Source organism: Nonomuraea cypriaca (assembly GCF_015645445.1).
In the GTDB taxonomy this organism is placed as follows: Bacteria; Actinomycetota; Actinomycetes; order Streptosporangiales; family Streptosporangiaceae; genus Nonomuraea; species Nonomuraea cypriaca.
On the sequence record NZ_JADOGI010000180.1, the window covers coordinates 1 to 21,747 of the forward strand.

At 71.1% G+C, this 21,747-nt stretch carries 20 protein-coding genes; 12 read left to right on the forward strand and 8 right to left on the reverse strand.

The window, feature by feature from the left end:
- The 3 genes from ITP53_RS40420 to ITP53_RS40430 all read right to left on the reverse strand — a co-directional run.
- A partial coding sequence (locus ITP53_RS40420; protein WP_236051685.1) for an ABC transporter transmembrane domain-containing protein occupies positions 1–1,820 on the reverse strand: 1,820 nt, incomplete at its 3' end.
- A 23-nt stretch (positions 1,821–1,843) separates the two neighbouring features.
- Positions 1,844–2,821 carry a zinc-binding dehydrogenase gene (locus tag ITP53_RS40425; RefSeq protein WP_195900750.1) on the reverse strand — a complete coding sequence of 326 codons (978 nt, stop codon included), beginning with the start codon at positions 2,819–2,821 and terminating at the stop codon, positions 1,844–1,846.
- Between the two features lie 95 nt (positions 2,822–2,916).
- Complete coding sequence (locus ITP53_RS40430) at positions 2,917–3,222, reverse strand: hypothetical protein (protein ID WP_195900751.1); 306 nt, start codon at positions 3,220–3,222, stop codon at positions 2,917–2,919.
- A gap of 366 nt (positions 3,223–3,588) precedes the next feature.
- Here ITP53_RS40430 and ITP53_RS40435 point away from each other — a divergent pair, with 366 nt between their 5' ends.
- Entirely contained in the window at positions 3,589–3,834 is a 246-nt protein-coding gene (locus ITP53_RS40435) for a hypothetical protein (protein ID WP_195900752.1), read from the forward strand.
- Positions 3,835–3,859: 25 nt separating this feature from the next.
- On the opposite strand, the gene ITP53_RS40440 is transcribed toward ITP53_RS40435, so the two are convergent.
- Positions 3,860–5,002, reverse strand: a complete 1,143-nt coding sequence (locus ITP53_RS40440; RefSeq protein ID WP_207757112.1) for a helix-turn-helix domain-containing protein — start codon at positions 5,000–5,002, stop codon at positions 3,860–3,862.
- The gene (locus ITP53_RS40445) at positions 4,995–5,750 is read right to left on the reverse strand and encodes a hypothetical protein (RefSeq protein ID WP_195900754.1); all 756 of its coding nucleotides are present in this window, start codon (positions 5,748–5,750) and stop codon (positions 4,995–4,997) included. The genes ITP53_RS40440 and ITP53_RS40445 overlap by 8 nt, the downstream gene beginning before the upstream one ends.
- A 169-nt stretch (positions 5,751–5,919) precedes the next feature.
- Between ITP53_RS40445 and ITP53_RS40450 the strand changes: the two genes are divergently transcribed.
- The 9 genes from ITP53_RS40450 to ITP53_RS40490 all read left to right on the forward strand — a co-directional run bounded on the left by ITP53_RS40450 (position 5,920) and on the right by ITP53_RS40490 (position 16,646).
- Positions 5,920–7,998 carry a family 10 glycosylhydrolase gene (locus ITP53_RS40450; protein ID WP_195900755.1) on the forward strand — a complete coding sequence of 693 codons (2,079 nt, stop codon included), beginning with the start codon at positions 5,920–5,922 and terminating at the stop codon, positions 7,996–7,998.
- A 156-nt stretch (positions 7,999–8,154) separates the two neighbouring features.
- Positions 8,155–10,143 carry an alpha-amylase family protein gene (locus ITP53_RS40455; RefSeq protein ID WP_195900756.1) on the forward strand — a complete coding sequence of 663 codons (1,989 nt, stop codon included), beginning with the start codon at positions 8,155–8,157 and terminating at the stop codon, positions 10,141–10,143.
- 59 nt (positions 10,144–10,202) lie between these two features.
- Complete coding sequence (locus ITP53_RS40460; protein WP_195900757.1) at positions 10,203–11,489, forward strand: ABC transporter substrate-binding protein; 1,287 nt, start codon at positions 10,203–10,205, stop codon at positions 11,487–11,489.
- Positions 11,490–11,498: 9 nt separating this feature from the next.
- On the forward strand, positions 11,499–12,395 hold the full coding sequence (locus tag ITP53_RS40465; protein ID WP_328817338.1) for a carbohydrate ABC transporter permease: 897 nt from the start codon (positions 11,499–11,501) through the stop codon (positions 12,393–12,395).
- Positions 12,395–13,282 (forward strand): carbohydrate ABC transporter permease, encoded by an 888-nt coding sequence (locus ITP53_RS40470; protein ID WP_195900759.1) that lies wholly within the window; start codon positions 12,395–12,397, stop codon positions 13,280–13,282. Before ITP53_RS40465 ends, ITP53_RS40470 begins: the two co-directional genes overlap by 1 nt.
- The gene (locus ITP53_RS40475; RefSeq protein WP_195900760.1) at positions 13,279–14,208 is read left to right on the forward strand and encodes a D-2-hydroxyacid dehydrogenase; all 930 of its coding nucleotides are present in this window, start codon (positions 13,279–13,281) and stop codon (positions 14,206–14,208) included. The genes ITP53_RS40470 and ITP53_RS40475 overlap by 4 nt, the downstream gene beginning before the upstream one ends.
- Positions 14,209–14,284: 76 nt before the next feature.
- Positions 14,285–14,971: a GntR family transcriptional regulator gene (locus tag ITP53_RS40480; RefSeq protein ID WP_195900761.1), complete on the forward strand. Its 687-nt coding sequence runs from the start codon at positions 14,285–14,287 to the stop codon at positions 14,969–14,971.
- The gene (locus ITP53_RS40485) at positions 14,968–15,771 is read left to right on the forward strand and encodes a hydroxypyruvate isomerase family protein (RefSeq protein WP_195900762.1); all 804 of its coding nucleotides are present in this window, start codon (positions 14,968–14,970) and stop codon (positions 15,769–15,771) included. The genes ITP53_RS40480 and ITP53_RS40485 overlap by 4 nt, the downstream gene beginning before the upstream one ends.
- Positions 15,762–16,646 carry a 2-hydroxy-3-oxopropionate reductase gene (locus ITP53_RS40490; protein WP_328817344.1) on the forward strand — a complete coding sequence of 295 codons (885 nt, stop codon included), beginning with the start codon at positions 15,762–15,764 and terminating at the stop codon, positions 16,644–16,646. The genes ITP53_RS40485 and ITP53_RS40490 overlap by 10 nt, the downstream gene beginning before the upstream one ends.
- A 51-nt stretch (positions 16,647–16,697) precedes the next feature.
- On the opposite strand, the gene ITP53_RS40495 is transcribed toward ITP53_RS40490, so the two are convergent.
- Entirely contained in the window at positions 16,698–17,342 is a 645-nt protein-coding gene (locus ITP53_RS40495) for a TetR/AcrR family transcriptional regulator (RefSeq protein WP_195900763.1), read from the reverse strand.
- A gap of 90 nt (positions 17,343–17,432) precedes the next feature.
- Here ITP53_RS40495 and ITP53_RS40500 point away from each other — a divergent pair, with 90 nt between their 5' ends.
- The gene (locus ITP53_RS40500) at positions 17,433–18,440 is read left to right on the forward strand and encodes an NADP-dependent oxidoreductase (RefSeq protein ID WP_195900764.1); all 1,008 of its coding nucleotides are present in this window, start codon (positions 17,433–17,435) and stop codon (positions 18,438–18,440) included.
- A gap of 59 nt (positions 18,441–18,499) precedes the next feature.
- Here the strand turns inward: ITP53_RS40500 and ITP53_RS40505 are convergent, their stop codons facing one another.
- Positions 18,500–20,515 (reverse strand): CehA/McbA family metallohydrolase, encoded by a 2,016-nt coding sequence (locus ITP53_RS40505; protein WP_236051686.1) that lies wholly within the window; start codon positions 20,513–20,515, stop codon positions 18,500–18,502.
- 94 nt (positions 20,516–20,609) lie between these two features.
- Here ITP53_RS40505 and ITP53_RS40510 point away from each other — a divergent pair, with 94 nt between their 5' ends.
- The gene (locus ITP53_RS40510; RefSeq protein WP_195900765.1) at positions 20,610–21,299 is read left to right on the forward strand and encodes a rhodanese-like domain-containing protein; all 690 of its coding nucleotides are present in this window, start codon (positions 20,610–20,612) and stop codon (positions 21,297–21,299) included.
- 86 nt (positions 21,300–21,385) lie between these two features.
- Here ITP53_RS40510 and ITP53_RS40515 read toward each other — a convergent pair.
- On the reverse strand, positions 21,386–21,747 hold a 362-nt coding region (locus ITP53_RS40515; RefSeq protein WP_207757113.1), incomplete at its 5' end, for a hypothetical protein.

Here is a 21,747-nt window from a genome sequence, read left to right on the forward strand (position 1 = left end):
GCGCCGTCCCAGCCCCCGGTGTGGCCGCCGTCCCCGGTTTCGTCCGAGCCCCCCGGACGCCCGGAGTCGTCGCCGTCCCCAGCGTCGTCCGAGCCCTCGGCGTGTCCGGAGTCGTCGCCGTCCCCCGTGTCTCTGGACACCAGTAGGCGGTAGCCGGGCTGGTCGCGGAGGAGTTCGCGGTGGCAGCCCGCCGCCGCGACCGAGCCGTCGACCAGGTAATAGACGGTGTCCGCCTGGGTCAGGACGAGCGGCGAGGTGGTGGTGACGACCGTGGTGCGGCCCGCCCGCGCCGTACGCAACCGGGTGGCGATGTTCGCCTCCGTGTGCGCGTCCACCGCCGAGGTGGGCTCGGCCGCCAGGAGGATCTCGGGATCGGCCAGCAGTGCCCTGGCCAGGCGTACCCGCTGGCGCTGCCCGCCGGACAGGTTGCGGCCCTGGGCGTCGACGTGTGAGCCCAGCCCGTCCGGCAGGCCGCGTACGACGTCCTCCGCCATGGCGGCGTGCACCGCGCGCCCGACCGCCTCGTCGTCCGGGTCGCCCCGGCCCGCGAGGACGTCGCGCAGCGTGCCCGCGAACAGGTCCGCCTCGTTGTCCGCCACCAGGATCCGTTCCCTGACCTGGGTCAGGTCGATGTCGTCGAGCCGGATCCCGTCCCACGTCGCGGCGGACTCGCTGAACCTGCCCAGCCGGTCGAGCACCGCCGCAGACTCCGCCGACCGGTCGCTGACCAGCGCGGTCAGCCGGCCTGGCGCGATCTCGACGCCGGGGACCGGGTCACGCAGCACGGATGGCGACTCGGGGCCGTCCAAGGGCTCGGCCCTGCTGGTGGGGCCGGGTTCCATGGCCAGGAAGCGGACGACCCGGCGGCCGGCGACGAGGCCGCGGCTGAGCTCGTACCCGCCGTCGACGAAGATCGAGACGGGCACCACCAGCACCGCGGCGTACCCGTAGACCGCCACCAGGTCGCCGGCGGTGAGGTCGCCCTGAGCCGCCATCCGGGCCGCCAGCCAGGTCACCGCGCCGAGGAACAGGGTCGGCAGGCCCACCCCGAGGGCCTGCACCCAACTGGTCACCGCGCCGACCCGATACCCCTGCTCCCGCAACTCCTGGGAGCCGCGGCGGTAGCGGTCCGCGTACACCTCCTTGCCGCCGACGCCGTTGAGGACCCGCAGCCCTCCTGCGATGTCGCCGAAGCGGGCGGCGAGGTCGCCCTGCCGCACGCGGTACGCCGTCTCGGCGCTCCGCAACCGCCCCAGCAGCGGGCCGAGCACCACCACGAGCAGCGGCACACCCAGCAGGACCACCGCGGCGAGCGCAGGAGAGACGGCCAGCAGCAGCGCGGCCACCACGGCGTAGGACAGGAACGCGCCGACGCCGAGGCTGGTGACGGTGAGCGCGTCGGCGATCGTGATCACGTCGGTGAACCCGATCGTGACGACCTCCCCGGCCGTGACCTGGCGGGGGAGCGCCGCGCCCAGGCGCGTCGCCTGAAGCACCACGACCTGCACGGTACGGAACGCGCCGTCCATCCGCACCCTGGTCATCGTACGATGCCGCATGATGGCCAGCCACGCGGTCAACCCCCCGACGCCCAGCAACGCCGCGGACCAGCCGGCCAGCACGGACCACCGCCCCGGTCCGAGACCGTCGTCGATCGCGCGGGACAGGAAGTACGGCGGCAGCGTCAGGCACACCATCCAGGCGGTGCCCAGGACCGCCCCGGCGGCGATCCGCCCGCGCTGGCTCCTGACCAGCCACAACAGGTAGCGTCCCGCGCTGCGACAGTCGGGAGTCCCGGGGGCCATGATCCGTTCTGTCATACAGTGAGACTAATGGGGTCCCTTTACGGCACGAGGACCACCTTGCCCGTTGTCGCTCGGCTTTCGAGCGCGGCGTGCGCGGCGGCGGTCTCCGCCAGCGGGAACGCATGCACGGCCGGCACCAGCGTGCCCTCGGCCGCCGCCGCCAGCGCCCTGGCCTCGTACTGCGGCCGATCGTCCGGCTGGGCGATCAGCTGCATCAGGACGTTGGTCGCGGTCATGCCGCGCTCCTTGAGCAGCTCCGGGTCGGGCTCGAAATTCTGACGGGAGGCCCAGCCGACGACGAGGTACCGGCCGCCGTCGGCGAGGAGCTCGAACGCCGCCCGCGCCTTGTCGCCGCCGACCCCGTCGAGCAGGGCGGTGACGGTACGGCCGCCCAGCAGCTCGGCGACGGTTCGCTCCCATCCGGGCTGGTCGTAGTCGACGGCGACGTCGGCGCCGAGCTCGCGAACGGCCGCCACCTTGGCGGGGCCGCCCGCCGCGCCGATCACCGTGGCGCCGAGGCGGCGCGCGTACTGGACGACCAGGCGGCCGATCCCGCCCGCCGCCGAGGTCACCAGGACGACGTCGTCCGAGGTCAGCTCGGCCACGTCGAGGAACTCCAGCGCGGTGCAGCCGGTCACGATCATGGCGACGGCCGCCTCGTGCCCCAGCTCACCGGGGATCCGGTGAACGACGCCCAGATCGGCGACCGCCAGCTCCGCGTAGCCGCCCGGCCGGCCCTCCTTGGTCACGACCTCGCGCCCGAGCCAGTCCGGGTCCACCCCGTCGCCGACGGCGTCCACCGTGCCCGCCACCTCGCCGCCCATGATGGCCGGGAGCTCGGGGGGCGGCGGTGCGGTCTCGCTGACCAGGCCGGTCCGCATCACCGTCTCGACCAGGTGCACGCCGGCCGCCTTGACGGCGATGCGCACCTGGCCGGGGCCGGGGGACGGGTCGGGGACGGTCTCGTACCGGAGGTTCGCCGCGGGGCCGTAGGCGTGCAGGACGACGGCATGCATGGTGTTCTCCTGGCGATCAGAGGTCTTTCTGGCCCTTCGAGCCTGCAACCTCAACCATGCTTGATGTCAACCGACGCCGCCTTGCCTTCGTCGCCTCACCGCTGGAGCGTCCGGCGTGACTCGACCGGCCGCGCGCACGGTCCTGGCCGCCCGGTCGGCGGTCTCGGGGGCAGGTGACCGCGATCCTGCGGGCTTCGGGGGCGTTCTCGCCGGTCGGCGCCGTCACGGGCGGGGCGCTCTTCCTGGGCACCGGGACCGGTGACGCGATCGGGCGGGTCGCCTGCTGACCGCCATGCCCGGTGGCCGCGCGCGATGGCGTACGCCAGCGAGACGAAGCCGGCGGCGAGGAGCGTGCCCGCCATCACCAGGGTGATGAACGAACACATCGTGACTGTGTCCATGTGAAAGATCCCCCGATGTCTAGATTTTTCGTGATGTCTTCAGGATCGGGGTGGGAGCGGTAGCGGGGGGTCATGGCCACGTCCGGAGCCTTCAATGGCGATCAGGGAAGTATCAACACACCGGAAATCTGCCCCTATGCCGGGCTCGGCGGGGTGAAGGTCTGCTCGATCTGCGGATGGGGACTGTCGTGTCGCTGGACGGTCATGACGACGCCCCACCTCCCACCGGTCACCAGATGGCCATCAACACCGCCGATGATGTCATCCGTGCGCGGCTCTCTAATGATTCGCCTGTTTACATATTGTGATCATTTGACTACTCTCGGCAACGAAAGATGGTCGTTCGTATAGACACTGAGGAGATCCATGCGTACATACACTCGTAGGATCGCCGCCGCCGCGGTGATCGCAGCTACCGGCCTGATTCTGGCGGCTCCGGCCGCACACGCCGTCATCGATCCCGCGAAGATGCAGATCCTGGAGTCGGTCCACAGGCTCAATCCGATCGGGAACGCCAACTGCACGACCCTCGGCGTCGCCGACCCCCTCGGCCCTCTCGTCCCGCCCGCGATTCCGCCGGGAGTCCCGCTCGTGGACTGCCTCGCACTCTGAGCGACCCCGAGCGCTGGGCGGGAAGTCAGAGGACGAGTCGCAGGGACGGGCGCCGGTCGGGCAGGCCGATCAGTTCGCGGACGCGGGCGATCGGCCAGGCCAGCTCCTGGGCGAGGGCGGCGGCGCTCAGCCCGGACTCGCGGGTGGCCAGGTCGAAGGCGTGGGCGAGCAGGACGGGTTGCTCGCCCGGGTAGCCGGAAACGGGCTCGTTGGTGAAGCCCGGCTGGTCGCGCAGCGCCGCCAGTCGCTGGTAGGCGCGACTCGCGGCGGAGTCGGAGATCAGCCCCGTCTCGCGGCACCGGTAGAGCAGCGAGTCGACCGACACCCCCCATGTCCCCCGCAGCTCGGCGAGCCTGCGCAGGTCCGCGCGCGGCGGCAGGCACGGCAGGATGCTGTCGCGCGGGGTGAGGAACTCGGCGGCGAAGGCGTCGGCCTCCCGCTCCTGGTGGGTGTCGCCGGCGGCGGTGTCGCCGTGCAGGACGAGATGGCCCAGCTCGTGGGCGGCGGTGAAGCGGTGGCGGTAGATGTCGTCGAACCTGTTGGGCGTCAGCACCACGATCGGCCTGGGCAGGCTCGAGGTGGAGAACGCGTCGACGGTGACCGCGTCGGGGTCGTGGCGCGGGAAGACCACGACGATGCCGTGCGCTTCCATGCGGCGTACGAGATGGTTGATCGGGCCGGTGCCCAGCTCCCAGTGGGCGCGCAGTGCGCGGGCCGCGCCGGCGGGGTCGCGCGGCAGGTCGGAGTGCATCTCGCCCCCCGCGAAGCCGGGCAGGTCGACGGCGGGGAGCTGGACCCGCTTCTCCAGCGCGTACGTCAGCTCCCACACCTGCTCGACGAACGCCACCGCCTTGGCCCGCTGGTAGGCGCGCGTGGAGCGCAGGCTGCGGAAGTGGGCCATGGAGCCGTCGAGCTTGCCGTGCGGGCGGCCGGGCAGGAAGAACGCCATCGGCACGGCCAGCACCTCGGCCAGCCCCGGGATCAGGTCGGGGCGCGGCCGGGTGACCCCCGCCTCGTATTGCCCGACCGCGGCGGGGGAGACGCCGAGATGCTCGGCCACCTCCTTCTTCGTCAGCGCGGCCAGGTGACGGGCCTGGGTGAGGCGGGTCGCGTCGAAGGCGTCGGCGACGGCCTGCGGGCTCAGCGCGCCTGGTCCGAAGCTATTCACCACTCGCGGCTTCTGGCCTGATCGGCGTGGCCTCGCCGAGCGGCGTCGCGAGCCGCCGGGCGCCGGTGTGCGTGTTGAGCGACGGCGTGGGCAGCACGCCCTGGTCGAACGCGGCCGCGGGCGCCGTCGCCGGCGCGGCGGGGGCCGCCTCCGTCAGCGGGATCTCCTCGCAGTGGTGCCAGCGCAGGCTGCCGGTCCGGTCGAGCAGCTCGGCCTCGCCCCACCACGCGTCGAGCAGCCCCGCGTGCGCGTTGCACGCGTACGCGATCAGCACCAGGCTCGTGCCCTCCGGCAGGCCGGCCAGCGCCTCGGCCACCGGGACCGCGTGCGGCGCCACGTCCTGCAGGGCGAGCTGACGCATCGCCGGCTCCGGCCCGAACCGGTTGAACAGCGCCTGCACCAGCGCCGACGGCCGGCCGTCACCGATCCGCGCGCTCATCACGCTGACCGAGCGGTCCCTGGCGTAGCGGAACGGGAACAGCAGCTTGCCGTCCAGCAGCACCAGCTCGTGCGGCGACCCGGCGGGCTTGACGATCCGCACGTCGCCCAGTTCCTCGAACGCCTCGGCCAGCGCCTCGAACTTGCGCGACATGAGGGTGAACCCGAACGGGTGCTGATGGTCGGTGCGCGCCACCTGCTGGGCGTCGCGGGCGTTTTCCAGCGCGACCGCCAGCGCCTCCGCGATGCTCCGCCTGACGAGCTGGGCACGCTGCCCGAACGCGTCGTGAGCCCATGACGACACCGGCATCCGCGACCTCCCTGCGCTTTATTTTTCAACATCATAGACCCGCCACGGCTTAATGAAGTCGCTTCGGGCGGGCGTGTCGCGACCGATGATCGACAAGCCTTGTCACTCTTGAATTCTTGTATGACAATGTTGCGCGTCTGACAACAGGCCTGACGAGAGGTGTGTCACGATGCGAACATCCGACTGGCCACGTACGGCGACCCGCTGGACGCAACTCACGCTGGCCGAGGACGACCCGGCGCATCTCGACCTCGACTTCTGGACGTCGGTGATGCGGGACAGCAGGTCGAACGCGGCCTGCATCAGCGCGGGCGGTTACATCGCCTACTACCCGACCCGGATCCCGTTCCATCACCGCAGCACCTACCTCGGTGACACCGACGCCTTCGGCGCCCTCGTGGAGGCCGCCAGGGGGCTGGGCATGCACGTCATGGCACGAGTGGACCCGCACGCCGTGCACGCCGACGCCGCCCAGGCGCATCCCGAATGGCTGGCGCGCGACGCGGAGGGGGCGCCCATCGAGCACTGGTCGTACCCCGGCATCTGGTTGACCTGCGCCTTCACCGGCTACCACCGCGAGTTCATCACGGAGGTGGCCAGGGAGATCGTGCGCGAGTACGACGTGGACGCGATCTTCGCCAACCGGTGGGAGGGCTTCGGCGGCATCTCCCACAGCGAAGCCGCGCAGCGCGGGTTCCGCGACGACACCGGCTTCGAGCTGCCCAAACGCGAGAACGACCCGGGCAACCCTGCCTGGCCCGCGTACGTCGCGTGGCGGCGGCGCAGGCTCAGCGAGCTGGTCGCGATCTGGGACGCGGCGGTCAAGGACCTGCGTCCGCACGCCAGGTTCATCCCCAACCTGGGCGCCTTCGCGGCCCGCGACCTCGACGCCGACCTGGTGCGCCGGGTCTATCCGATGTTCGTCGTGGACAAGCAGGGCCGCTCCGGGATCGAGGCGCCGTGGGCCGCGGGGCGGGTGGCCAAGCGCAGCCGCGGGCTGTTCCCCGACCGGCCGATCGGGCTCATCACCTCCGTCGGGCCCGAGCACCACCAGCACCGCTGGAAGGACGCGGTGGCCCCGTCCGAGGAGGTGACGACGTGGATCGTGGACGGGTTCGCCCAGGGGGCGTTCCCGTGGTTCACCAAGTTCAACGCCACCGTCTCCGATCCCCGGTGGGTGCCCGCGATCGTGGAGGCGTTCGGGCTGCACGCGCGGCTGGAGCCGGAGCTGGCGGGCACGACCGTCACCGCCGAGGTGGCGCTGCTCGACCCCACCAGGGCCGCGCAGTTGCGGACCGGCGCGGCGCTGACCTATCCCGACGAGGACGGGTTCTACCAGGCGCTGGTCGAGGCCAGGATCCCGTTCGAGTTCATCGCCGACCAGGCGCTGTCCGCCGAGCGGCTGCGGCCGTACAAGGTGCTGGTCCTGGCCAACGCCGAGCAGCTCAGTGACGCGCAGTGCGAGGAGATCCGCGCGTACGTGGCCGCGGGCGGCGGCCTGGTGGCCGCGCACCAGTCGTCCCTGTACGACGAGCACGGCGAGCCGCGCGACGCGCTCGGGCTCGCCGACGTGCTGGGCGCCGACCTGGTCGAGCCCACGAGGGGACCGGTGAAGAACAACTACATCGCCCTGACCGGCGAGCACCCGCTGAACGCCGGCTTCGGCGGCGCCAAGCGGATCATCGGCGGCACGCGGCTGCTGCGGGTGGCGGCGCGGGAGGGCACAGAGGTGCCGTTCCGGTTCGTGCCCGACTTCCCCGACCTGCCGATGGAGGAGCTGTACGCCCGGGAGGCCCCGGACGCCCCGGCCGTCATCACCCGCGAGGGTCCTGGACGGGTCGTCTACTTCCCGTTCGACCTCGGCGCGATCTTCTGGGAGGCGCTCCAGGCCGACCACGGCAGGCTGATCGCGGGCGCCGTACGGTGGGCGCTCGGCGGCGAGCCGGAGGTGACGGTCCGCGGCCCCGGCCTGGCCGACCTCGCCGTACGTCGCGCCGACGACGGCCTCGCGGTCACCGTCGTGAACCTCAACAACCCGATGACCATGCGCGGCGCCCTCAGGGAGACCATCCCCCTGCCCCCGCAAACCCTCTCGGTCGCCCTCCCACCGGACGCCCAGGGAGCAAGCGCCCGCCTGCTCGTCGGGGACACCGACGCCACCGCCGCCGTCCGCGACGGTCGCGTGGAGGTCGAGCTGACCGACGTCGAGCGCATCGAGGTCGTACGTCTGACCTGGGAGCGGCCATGAGCCCGCGAGGGAGTGCCGTCGTCTGGAGGAGCGGCGGGAGCGGAGCGACCAGAGCGGGGGAAGACGGCGGCATAGGGCGGACGAGCCCAGCCGAACGGAGTTCGGCCATAAGCAGAGCGGCGTGAGGCGACCGAGCCTGCCGAGCGGAGAGAGGCCATGAGCTGGTGGCGGGAGCCGTTCAGGATGTTTCAGACGAATCTTCGTGAGGTGGATGCGGGGCTCGATGTCGAGCGGGTGCTCGACTACATCGAGGAGTTCGGGGCGAACGCCTGGCTGATCAGCGTCGGTGGGATCCTGTCCAACTATCCGACCGGCCTGGACTTCCAGACCCCCAACCCCCGGCTCGCCGAGCGCCCGTCCGGCGACCTGGTCGGCGACGCGGTGGCCGCCGCCCGCCGCAGGGGCGTACGCGTCCTGGCCAGGATGGACTTCTCCAAGATCGATCATCGGCGGGCCGAGGAGCACCCCGAGTGGTGCTTCGCCGCGCCCGACGGCACGCCGCAGGTCTACAACGGCCTGACCAGTGTGTGCCCGAGCGGCGACTACTACCAGGTCAAGCTGTTCGAGGTCATCGGGGAGGTGCTCGACAGGTACGAGATCGACGGCTTCTTCCTCAACTGGATGTCGTTCAACGAGGTCGACTACAGCCGCCGCTACCGGGGGGTCTGCCACTGCCTGGCCTGCGTACGGAGGTTCGCCCAGCGGACGGGCGGCGAGGAGTTGCCCGCGGACCGGGACTCGCCCGGCTACCTGCGCTGGCGGCGGTTCGCGCACGAGACGCTCGAGGACCTCAACGCGCGCGTCAGGGCCGAGATCGCCGCACGAAGACCCGAGGCGGCGCTGATCCTGGGCGAGCACGCCGACATCGTCTTCCACGAGGCCAACAACGCCGTCGGCCGGCCGCTCTGGCACCACCGTACGAGCGAGCACGTCAGCGCGGCCAAGTCGTACCGGCCCGGGGTGCCGGTGCTGGTCAACTCGGTGGGGTTCGTGGACATGCCGTACCGGATGGCGGGGGAGGAGCCGTACCACTTCGCGCAGTATCTGCTCCAGGCGATCTCGCGGGGGGCGGTGCCGTCCACGTACATCATGGGGACGCCGGACGACAGCCCGTACGAGTGCCTGGGGATCGGCGGCGAGATCACCCGATTCCACCGGGACCACGCCGGCGCCTACCGGGGCCTCGTCTCCGAGGCGCGCACGCTGCTCGTCCGTCCCGACCCGCTGAAGACCGGCGACGTCCGGGCGGCGACCAGCGAGTTCCAGGGGCTCTACCTGGCGCTGCTGGAGCGGCACGTGCCGTTCGACGTGCTGCCCGAGGACAAGCTGCCGGTGACCGACCTGTCCCGCTACCGGCTGATCGTGCTGCCTGACCTCGGTACGCCCCAGTCCCCAGGCACGCTGGACGCCTACGCCGAGGCCGGCGGGACCGTGCTGGCGACCGGATCGAGCGGGTTCGACGCGGACGAGGTGCGGCTCGCCTGCCTGCCGGCCGTCCGGCGGCTGGCGAGCAGGGAGACCGAGGAGGCCACGAGGTCCCTGCACGTACGCGGCGACACGGGCCTGCTCCCGGTCATCGGCGCGTTCCACGTGGTGGAGCCCGCCGAGAAGGCGGAGACGGGCGTGTTCGCGCTGTCCAGAGCCAGGTACGGCCCCCCGGAGAAGTGCCACGGCCACCGCGAGACCGGCCATCCCGGCTGGCTCAGCGCGCCCTACGGCAAGGGCACAGGCGTGCTGATGCCCTGGACGGTCGGCCGCGGCTACCGGGAGACCGGCCTGAGCGCGCACCGCGACCTGTTCGCGGATCGGGCGCTGGCGGCCTGCCCGGATCTCGCCGTGGAGACGGACCTCCCCGAGCAGGTGGAGATCGTCCCCGCGCGCGCAGGCGAGGCGCGGGTGATCCACCTGCTCAACCGCTCCGGCGACGCCGACCAGCGCTTCCGCCGTCCGCTGCCGATCGGCGAGTCCTGGCTGACGCTCCCGTGGCCGGGCGAGTGGCACGTACGCGCCCTGCGCGCGGGCCGCGACCTCGAGGTCTCGGACGGCCGGGTCCGGCTGCCCGAGCTCGGCCTCTTCGAGGTCCTGCTGATCGCAGATTGTCAAACAAGTATTCATGACCTATTGACGGTCAGGTCAGACAAATAAACACTAGGTCATCATCACCGGGGTAGCCGGTCCCCTGTGAGGACGACGGGAGAACACTGATGAGCGGACTCGATCGGCGGGGATTCCTGAAACTGGCGGCGGCCGGGGCGTTGGGGGCCGGTCTCACGGCGTGCGGCGGCGGCTCCGACAGCGGCAGCGGCACCTCGCTGCGTTACGCCTGGTGGGGCAACAACATCCGGCAGCAGAACTACACGAAGGCCCTCAAGGACTTCGCGGCCAAGAACCCGGGGATCCAGGTCGAGCCGGAGTTCGCCGAGTACGAGGCCTTCCAGGAGCGCATGACGACCCAGATGGCCGCCCGCGACGTGGCCGACATCTTCTGGGTCGCCTCGCCGCAGGTGCTCACGTACCACAAGAGCGATCTCTACCGGCGGCTCGACGACATCCCGACCCTGAGCCTGGCCGACTACTCCAAGCAGGACGTCGAGTCGTTCAAGCTCGGCGGGCAGCTCAACACCATGCCGTTCGGTATCTTCGTCCCGGTCATCCGCTACAACGAGACGTTCGCCGAGGAAGACGGCGTCGAGTTCCCCGCCGCGGACACCGACTGGGACGCCTGGGCGGAGTTCCTCGTCGACTACGCCAAGGACAACCCGAACAAGCGCAAGGGCATGCCGTACGAGGCCGACGCCGACCTGCCGTTCGAAGCCTGGCTGCGTCAGCACGGCGAGCAGTTGTGGACCGAGGACGGCCGGCCCGGCTTCACCGCCGACACCCTGCGCGCCTGGCTCGACTGGTGGGACAAGCTGCTCAAGGCCGGTGCCGTGCTCACGCTCAGCGAACAGGAGGGCATGGGACCCGACTGGGCGCTGGTGGGCAAGAAGGTGCTGGCCAAGGTGGCCAACTCCAACCACATCATCGACGACGCCAAGATGTTCCCCGACTACCGCTTCAAGATGCGCACCATGCCTGTCACCGCCGACGCGCAGGCCGGTCACAAGTTCCTCTACTTCCCGCGGATGGCCATCTACCAAGGCATCGACGACGAGAAGGTCGAGGCGGCCGGCAAGCTCATCAACTACAACACGAGCGACCCCGGGATGATGAAGACCGTCGGCCTGACCATGGGCGCGCCGGTCAACCCCAAGGTCTTCGAGCAGGCCCTGGCCTCCGCGGGCCAGGACGAGAAGGAGATGCTCGACATCGTGCAGGCGGACCGCGAGGCCGAACGGCGCCCCCGCTTCGAGGCGCCGCCGGGGACGAGCACCTGGCGCACCGCCATGGCCAGGGTCGCCGAGGAGATCGCGCTAGGCCGGCTGAGCACGGCAGACGGCTCCAAACGCCTCCTGGACGAGATCCAGGCCGGTATCGCGCGGGCCCGCTAGGGGATGCCCGTGCAGAAGCGCATCTCCAGGCTCCACCGCCAGGGCGCCGCCGCGCACGTCTTCCTGATCCCCTGGTGGCTCGGCCTGGTGCTGGTCACCGCCGTGCCGCTGCTGGCCTCCCTCTACCTGGCCTTCACCGACTACAACATCCTCAGCACCCCGGAGTTCAACGGCCTGGAGAACTTCCATCGGATGTTCCAGGACGAGTACTTCTGGGCCGCCGTCCGGGTGACCGTCGTCTACGTCGTGATCTCCATCCCGCTGCAACTCGGCTTCGCGCTGCTGCTGGCCCTCATACTCGACCGCGGCCTGCGCGGGCTGTCCTTCTACCGCAGCGCCTTCTACCTGCCCTCGCTGCTGGGCACGAGCGTCGCCGTGGCGATCCTGTGGCGGCAGATCTTCGGTGACAGCGGCCTGATCGACCGGGCGCTGTCGGTGTTCGGGCTGGAGCTCGGGAGCTGGCTGCAGAACCCCAGCCTGTCGCTGTCGACGCTGATCGTCCTGAACGTGTGGACGTTCGGCTCACCGATGGTGATCTTCCTGGCCGGCCTCCGCCAGATCCCCGAGGAGTTGTACGAGGCCGCCAAGGTCGACGGCGCCAGCGTCGTGCGCCAGTTCACCCGCGTGACGATCCCGCTGCTCACCCCGATCATCTTCTTCAACCTGATCCTGCAGACGATCGGCGCGTTCCAGACCTTCACCCAGGCCCACGTCGTCAGCGGCGGCACCGGCGGCCCGGCCAACTCGACGCTCTTCTACACCCTGTACATCTACCAGCAGGGATTCACGAACTTCGACATGGGCTACGCCTCCGCGCTGGCCTGGGTGCTGATGATCGCGATCGGCCTCGTGACGGCCGTGCACTTCGTGTTGTCGAAGTACTGGGTCTTCTACGGAGACGACTGATGACGACCGCGACCACCTCGCTCGAATCCTCGCGTACCCGCTCCATCGCGGCCAAGCGGCGGCGCGGCCGCCGGGACGTGCTCAAGCACCTCGGGCTCGGCGTGTTCGTGCTGCTGATGCTCTATCCGCTGGCCTGGATGATCGTCAGCTCGCTGAAGCCCGACCACCTGATCCTGACCGAGACGGGGATCATCCCCAGCGAGATCACCTTCGACAACTTCGTGGAAGGCTGGAACGCCCTGAACCGGCCGTTCTCGGTCTTCTTCCTCAACTCGCTGGTCGTCACCGTCGGCTCCATCATCGGCAACCTCTTCTCCTGCTCGCTGACCGCGTTCGCGCTGGCCCGGCTGGAGTTCAGGATGCGCAAGGTGTATCTCGCCATCACGCTCGTCTCCGTGATGCTGCCGCTGCACGTGCTGGTCATCCCGCAGTACATCTTCTTCTCGCAGTTCGACCTGGTGAACACCTACTATCCGCTGCTCATCCCGAAGTTCCTGGCCACCGACGCGTTCTTCATCTACCTGATGGTGCAGTTCATCAGGACCATCCCGCGCGACCTCGACCGCGCCGCCTGGATCGACGGCTCGGGCCCGTTCCGCACCTTCTGGTACGTGATCCTGCCGCTCATGCGGCCCGCCCTCGTCACCACCACGATCTTCACCTTCATCTGGACCTGGAACGACTTCTTCGTGCCGCTGATCTACCTCACGTCGCCGAAGATGTTCACGGTCCCGGTGGCGCTCAACTCCATGGTCGACTCCCAGACGCAGAGCGGCGTGGGCATGCTGTTCGCGATGTCGCTCCTGTCGCTGCTGCCCGTACTCATCTTCTTCGCCGTCGCCCAGAAACAGCTCATCCGCGGCATCGCCACCACAGGACTCAAATGAACATCATCATCACCGGCGACCAAGACGAGGACGCCCGCCGCCGGCTCCGGGACGCGGCCCCGTCGGCGCGCCTCGAGTTCGCCGCGCACGTGGACGGCTCGATCGGGGCCGCGGACGCGGTCGTGGGCCACGTCCCGGAGGCGCTGCTCGCCCGCGCGCCGCGGCTGCGCTGGGTGCACAGCCCGTCGGCGGGCGTGGACGGCGTCCTGTCGGACGGGCTGCTCGCGAGCGACGTCACGCTCACGTCCTCCACGGGCAACGGCGCGATCCCGCTGGCCGAGCACGCGATGCTGCTGCTGCTCATGCTGAACAGGGACGCGCCGCGCTGGATGCGCGCCCAGTCCGAGCGCCGCTGGGACCGCCACGTCCACGGCGAGCTGGCGGGAAAGACCATCGGCCTGTACGGCCTGGGCCACGCGGGGCTCGACCTGGCGGCCAAGGCCAAGGCGTTCCACATGAACGTGCTCGGCATGCGGCGCAGGACCGGGGTGCCCGCGCCGGGCGTCGACGAGCTGTTCGGTCCCGACGACTTCCCGCGTTTCCTCGCCGAGTCCGACTTCGTGGTGGTCACCGCGCCACTCACGGCGGCCACCGCCGGGCGGTTCGACCGGGCCGCGTTCGCGGCGATGAAGCGTACGGCGTGCTTCGTCTGCGTCTCGCGCGGCGGGATCGCCGACGACGGCGCCCTGCTCGACGCGCTGCGCCGGGGCGAGATCGCGGGCGCCGGGCTGGACGCGCACGGCGTGGAGCCGCTGCCCGCCGACAGCCCCTTCTGGTCGCTGCCGAACGTCATCGTCACCCCGCACAACGGCGCGACCACCCGGGAGACCGCGCGCAGAGGCTTCGACATCCTGCTCGACAACCTGGGCAGATTCGCCAGGGGCGAGCCGCTGCGGAACGTCGTCGACAAGGCGGCCGGATACTGAGCCGCACTGTTCACCGCACTGTATACTTGTCTGACGATTCTGTCGGATTGTGTGGCGATCTGTGGTAAGGAGCTCCGTGGACGGCCAGACCAGCTTCACCCTCGGCCCGTCGTCTCTGACGGAAGCGCTTTACGAGTCGGTGCGCAAGCGCATCGTCAACGGCGAGATCGCCCCCGGTGAGAAGCTCACCGAGATCCGCATCGCCAACGAGTACAAGGTCGCCCGCCCCACCGCCAAGGCGTGCCTGGAGCGGCTGACCGCGCTGGGGCTGCTGCGCCGCACGACGCACAAGACCGCCGTCGTCCCCAAGCTGGACGAGACGGAGATCCGCGACCTCTACTTCAGCCGCGAGACCGTCGAACGCGCCGCCGTCGCCGCGCTGGCCCGCACCGCGACCGTGCCGCAGACGGCCGTGCGCGCGCAGGCGGCGATGAAGGCGGCGGCCGGCGACATGGCGTTCGCCAGCCAGGTGGAGGCCGACATCGCCTTCCACTCCGCCCTGGTCGCCGCGGTCGGGAGCCGCCGGCTGTCGAGGATGCACGAGGTGATCCTGGGCGAGGTGCACCTCACCATGGGCCAGTTCCAGGCCCACCGCACCACCCATCCGATGAACGTGGTGCACGAGCACGACGACATCCTCAAGGCCATCGGCGACGGAGATCCCGACCGGGCGCAGCAGCGCCTCACCCACCACCTCGACCAGGCCCAGGAGCGCCTGGTCAGCCAGTTGCGCCGCGAAAGATCGGAAGAGGCCCGCACGTGACCAAGTGGACCGTCAACTGCTCGATTCTCTACACGGACCTGCCCCTGCTTGAGCGGCCGGCCGCGGCGGCGGCCGACGGGTTCTCCGCGGTGGAGTTCTGGTGGCCGTGGCCGGTGGCCGTTCCAGGCGACAGGGACGTGGACGCGTTCGTCCGCGCCGTGGAGGCCGCCGGGGTGCGGCTGACCGGACTCAACTTCTTCGCCGGCGACATGCCGGGCGGCGACCGCGGCCTGGTCTCGTGGCCGGCGCGGTCGCGTGAGCTGCTCGACAACATCCCCGTGGTGGGCGCCATCGGCGAACGGCTCGGCTGCCGCGCCTTCAACGCCCTCTACGGCAACCGCGTCGAGGGCGTCGACCCGAAGGAGCAGGACGACCTGGCCGCCGAGATGCTGGCCGCCTGCGCGCACGGTGTCGACGGGACCGTGCTGCTCGAGCCGGTCAGCGGCGCGCCGCGCTACCCGCTGCTGACCGCGGCGGACGTGGTGGCCCTGCTCGACCGGCTGGGCGACGTGCCCCGGCTGGGGCTGCTGGCCGACTTCTATCACCTGGCGACCAACGGCGACGACGTACCGGCCGTCATCGAGCGGCACGGGCGGCGCATCGCGCACGTACAGATCGCCGACGCCCCGGGCAGGGGCGCGCCCGGCGAGGGCGCGCTGCCGATCCAGCAGTGGATCGACGACGTGTACGCCGCCGGATATGACGGATATATCGGGCTCGAATACCGCTCAGAGGGCACCGGCGCCTTCGACTGGCTGCCACGCGAGCAGCGGGCCATCACCACGGAAGGATCAGCGTGAGCACCATCGCCTTCATCGGTCTCGGCATCATGGGCAGCCCCATGGCCGTCCACCTGGTCGAGGCCGGGCACACGGTGGCGGGCTACAACCGCTCGCCGGAGAAGGCCAGGGCCCTGGGCGAGGCCGGCGGCCGGGTGGCGAAGTCGGTCGCCGACGCGGTGACCGGCGCCGAGGTCGTCGCCCTCATGGTCCCCGACTCTCCGGACGTCCAGGACGTGCTGACCGGCGACGACGGCGTGTTCGCCACCGCGGCCCCCGGCACGCTGATCATCGACTTCTCCTCGATCCGCCCCGACGTCACCCGCGAGCTGGCCGAGGAGGCCGGCCGGCGTGGCCTGCGCTATCTCGACGCCCCGGTCTCCGGTGGCGAGGCGGGCGCCAGGAACGCCGCTCTCTCGATCATGGTGGGCGGCGCGGACGGCGACTTCGAGGCCGCCAAGCCGATCTTCGACGCGGTGGGCAGGACGGTGGCCCACGTCGGGCCGAGCGGCGCGGGCCAGACGGTCAAGGCGGCCAACCAGCTCGTCGTCGCCGCCAACATCGAGGCGCTGGCCGAGGCCGTGGTGTTCCTGCGCGCGTACGGAGTGGACCTGGAGGCGGCGCTGGAGGTGCTCGGCGGCGGCCTGGCGGGCTCCGCGGTGCTGACCCAGAAGCGCGCCAACATGCTCAGCCACTCCTTCGAGCCGGGCTTCCGCATCGCGCTGCACCACAAGGACATGGGCATCGTGACGTCGGCCGCCCGTGAGGCCGGGGTCGTGCTCCCGATGGGGGCGCTGGTGGCGCAGCTCGTGGCGGCGGCGAACGCCTCCGGCGACGGCGCCCTCGACCACTCCGCCCTGCTCCGCGGCGTCGAACGCCTCTCAGGCGCCTCTTAAACCCCCGTAAAGCCATGCCCCCGGCGGATGGTCGCCGGGGGCATGGCCGTGTCAGTGGGCTTCGGAGATGCGGCGGCTCAGCTCCTCGGCGGTCAGCGCCTTCTCCGGCGGTACGGGCGCCGGGTGGGCCCGCATGCCCGCCAGCAGCAGTCGCACCGCGCGCTCGCGCAACTCGTCGCCCAGGTCCCTGGGCAGCGCGGGCAGCCCTCGGATCAGCAGCCCGACGACGCCCATCACATCTCCGGCGCCCACGTCGGAGCGCAGGGCGCCCTCGTCGTGGGCGGCGCTCACGATCCGGTCGAGCGCCTGCAGGAGGCGGATGCGGCCGTCGTTGATCTCGGGCGCGGCGTCCGCGCCGTGCGGCTGCGAGTCGGCGACCGAGATCAGCAGGTCCAGCCGCAGCCCGGCGCAGTCGTGTACGAAGCGGCTGAGCGCGTCCCACGCCCAGGTCTCTTCCTCCCGCGCCGTCCCGGCCAGCGCGATCATGCGTTCGATGGTGTCCACCAGGACGGCACGCACCAGGCTGTCGCGGTCGGGGAAGTGCCGATAGAGCGTGCCGGCGCCCACTCCGGCCTGCCGCGCGACCTCGTCCATGGTTACGCCTGGCCCCTGCTCCGCGAAGACGGTCCTGGCCGTGTCGATGATCAGCTCTCTGTTGCGCCGGGCGTCCGCCCTGAGATGGCCCGTTTCGGGCATCGGTCAACAGCCTCTCACTTGACGTTTGGTCATTGTGAAGACTATCGTCAGTAAGCGGAGAAATTCTCTCCATTTGAGAATGTGGGAGCGATGATGGACATGAAAGCCCTGGTCGCGAGGAGCTACGGCCCGCCCGAACTGCTCAGGATCGATGACCTGCCGATCCCCGAGCCCGGCCCTGGCCAGGTCCAGGTGAAGGTCGCGGCGGCCTCGCTGAACCCGGCCGACCTGCTGATGACCGGCGGCGCCGTACGCGACCTGTTCGAGACGGTCTTCCCCTACGTGCCGGGCACCGACTTCGCCGGCACGGTCACCCGGGTGGGGCCGGGCGTCGAGAGGTTCGGGATCGGTGACGAGGTGTTCGGCTTCGGGGTGCCGCCTTTGTACGCCGAGCGGATGGGGGTGTCCGCCGTCACCTCCGGCGCCCTGGCCGAATACGCGACGTTCCAGGCCGACGGCCCCTTCGTGGCCCCGAGGCCGGAAGGTCTCGCGCCCGGGACCGCGGCGGCGCTGGCGAGCACCGGCATGACGGCGGCCGCGGCGCTGGCCGACGGCGACTTCCAGCCGGGGGAGCGGGTCCTTGTGATCGGCGCGACGGGAGGCGTCGGCAGCATCGTCGTCCCCCTGCTGGCCAAGGAGCGGAAGGCCGAGGTCATCGCCACGGCGATCCCCGAATACGCCGCCTACGCCCATGACCTCGGCGCGGCCGAGACCATCGACTATTTGAGCGCCGACGTCGGCGAGGAGACCCTGCGCCGCCACCCGGGCGGCGTCGACGCGATCGTCAACCTGGTCCTCGACGGGGCACGACTGGCAGCCGCCGCCCGAGCGCTGCGACCTGGCGGTCGCCTGCTCACCACGACGCCAGGCTCGCTCGGCCACGACGGCCTGCGCCGCGACGACATCACGGTACGCGTCGTCCACGGCCCGCCCGGCATCCGCCCTGACACCTTCCCCACGCTCGCGGCCCGCGCGCTCGACGGGACCCTGGTGGACATGATCAGCCGCGGCTACCGGTTCGGCGAGGCCGCCCGCGCCCTGACCGACCTCGCCTCGGCGCCGCACACGCGCGGCAAGTTCGTCGTCTCGATGCCGTGACCCGAAGCCGTCGGAGGGGTCGCCGAGCTCCTGCTGAGGCCCCCGCGAACCACCCGGGCTCAGTCCAGCCGGGACCGGTAGACCTCTCTGGCGCGGTCGTACAGGTTCATGTGGTCGTCGAGTTGGTCCGGGTGGTCGAAGGTGCCGAACTCGCGCAGCAGCGCCTCCAGCCGGTCCAGCCACGCCAGGCACCACCGCACGTCCGCCTCCCTGGCCACGTGCTCGCCTGCGACGTCCACGTACACGGGGCTGGTGTGCGCGTAGGCGCCGCTCCGGTGGAACGAGCGCGGGTGCGGCCCGCCGGAGGCGACGGCGACGACGTACGTCGGCTCGCCCGTCACCATGGTCGCCGCCAGCCGCCCGGGCGGGCCCTGCGCCAGGACGCCCTCGGCGGTGCGGATCTCCAGCGACTCGACCTCGGGCCCGATCGAGGAGACCACGATCTCCACCCGCTGCCCGGGGGCCAGTTCCAGCGTGTCGCCGGGCCCGTGCCCGTTCACGGTGAGCTCCAGCCACGGCCCGGTGGTGGCGAACGTGCGGCCGAGCAGGATCGCCTCGGCGTAGGACTCGGCGGTGAGTGGGCCGGCGACGTTGGCGTACACGCGCTCCCAGCCAGGCGGGCTGGAGGCGGTGCCGCGGCGGCAGAAGGACAGCACCGCGTCGGTGCCGGCGGTGACCGTGAGCTTGTTGCCCGCGCCGATGAGGCGGCGGTAGACGGCCGCGGTGCCTGAGATCGAGGAGTGGTTGAGCACGTCGAGGGTGTCGATCAGGCCCAGCGCCGCGTCGGCGACGATCTCCCTGGCCGAGCAGTCGCGCCCGCGGTCGAGCACCACGTCCGGCGGGTCGTCGTCGGCGAACGCCGTGTGGAACGGATGCCCGTAACCCGTCACGCCGCCGAGCGCGCGCAACTCCTCGCACGCGGCGGCGTTCGGCGGCCAGTCGGCCGTCCCCTGGAAGCCGGTGTGGTAGTGCCGGGGCAGGTCGCGCAGGCCGAACGCGCTGAGGTGGCCCACCAGATCGTTGCGGTATTCGACGCCCAGCCTGGCCAGGTGCCGCTCGTCCGACCACGGCAGCTCCTTGCCCGCCCAGTGCGCCAGCGCCTCGACGTCGTAGACCCGCTCGGCCGCGACGTTGCCGGCCACGAGATTGAGCACGTGCAGGTCCTCGCCGTGCTGCGCCGCGGCGGCCAGCGCGGGAGCGGCGGGCTCCTCGCCCATCCAGTTGAGGTGTACGTGCAGGTCGCCGCCGTACCAGCCGCGGGCGGCGGCGTCGTAGAGGCGCTCCGGGGCCAGCTCGACCAGCGTCTCCGCGCCCGGCCGCGGGGTCACGACGACCTCCGCGGAGGTGTACTCCATCCCCCTGGCCACCCGCACCGTGATCGCCTCAGCGGGCACCGCGACCACGAGATCGTCCCCATGGAAGTACGCCGCCCCGTGCGCGTCCACCTTGGGCGGCGCGCCCTCGGGATACCAGCCCTGCCCGTTCGCGCTCGTCACGCTCCACCGGCACGCGAACCCCGCCCGCACCCGGACCGAGGCCGCCTCCGCCCGCCTGACCAGCGGCGACAGGTCCACCGGCCGGCCCTCGACGGTGACGGCGCGGGCCACCTCCACCACCTTCGCGCCGCGCGGCGGCACCGTGTGCGCCGTGCCGTCCACGACCACCTCGACCGGCTCCGCCCGGCTGGAGTCCAGCAGCAACGCGGTTCTGAACGGCTCGTCGCCCAGCACGACCCGCGATCGGGCCTCCAGCGTGCGGCCCTCAGGCGTGAGGCGCAGCGCGGGCAGGTTGTCGGGCACGTCGCCGCGCAGCGCGTCGCGCACGACCTGCTCGACGTCCACCTCGCTGAGATGGTCCTCGAGCCGCTCCGGAGGCAGTCCGGGATGGCGCTCGGCGAGCTGGCCCCGGGCGGCCGCCCAGTAGTTGTGGCGGCGGTCGAGGTAGACGGTGGCCCAGGCCTGGACGACGTAGGTGAGGGGCGGTTCGCCCCAGCAGACGCCGTGCACGTCACGCAGGGATCGGTAGCCGGCGAGCGCGTCGGCCACGGGGCGGGGCAACAGCGGATCGTCACACATCGGACACTCCCTGAATAGGACGCGTCGTCATCGTGACACGAAACCGGCCTGCCGTCTGCCCGGTGGGGCCGTTGTCTGGGGGTAGCGGGATGCCATGACGAACATCATCGATCGCGAAGCCGTACAAGATCTGCTGGCCACCCGGCAGGCGCAGCTGGTCGAGGTGCTGCCTGAGGCGGAGTACGCGTGGGCCCACCTGCCGCTGGCCGTGAACGTGCCGCTCGCCGCCATCGACAGGTCTGCCGGCGAGTTCGACCGGTCGCGGCCGGTCATCGTCTACTGTCACGACTGGCTCTGCGACCTGAGCCCGCGCGCCGCGCACCGGCTCGACCGGCTTGGTTTCCCCGAGGTCCACGACTATGCGGTGGGCAAGATGGACTGGCTCTCCGCCGACCTGCCGTACGACGGTGAGGCCGCGCTGGTCTCGCAGCACGTACGCCGTGACCCGGTGACCGCCGTCCTGGACGAACCGCTGGACGAGCTGGCAGAACGCATCATCGCCGACCCCGCCGGGCTCGCCGTGGTGGTGGACGCCGACGACGTGGTCCAGGGTGTCATCGGGTCGCGCGAGCTCAAGGGCGCCGACATGAGCGGCACCGCCGAGCAGGCCATGCGCGTCGGCCCGACCACGGTGCGGCCCAGCGAGCAACTGGAGCCCCTGATCCAGCGCATGGACCGGGCGAAGGTGAACCACATCGTCGTCACCCAGGTGGACGGCGGCCTGGTGGGCCTGTTCGGGCTGGGCGACGTCCGCGCCCAGGAATCGGAGTCCGACCTGGGCTGACATGTTCAGATCTTCCTGGCTGACATGCTCAGGCCGTCTCAGGCCGTCTCAGGCCGTGCAGCCCAGGACTCGGAGTCCGACCTGGGTCAGGTGGGACCGGGACGAGGTTGGTCGCGCCTGTCCAGGCGGAACGTGGGGTGGCCCGGGGTGCCCGGCTGGGCGTCCAGCGCCTTGTCGTCGAGGATGGACACCGCGTCCTCGGCGACGAACACGCGTACGTCCGCCTTCTCGACGACCTGGTCGCCGGCCTGCGGCGTACTCGCGAGCGACACCTCCAGCGTGCCGGCCTCGTCGGGCTTCGGGGCGATCCGCAGGCCGGCCTCCGCGGGCACGTTCTCTCCGACCATGAGGTCGCGGATCGCGGTGACGGCGTTGTCAGTCAGTGTCAGCACGGCGAACTCCTTTGTCGTCGAGCCCTTCGACTCCCCCGCAACCCCGACACCAAACC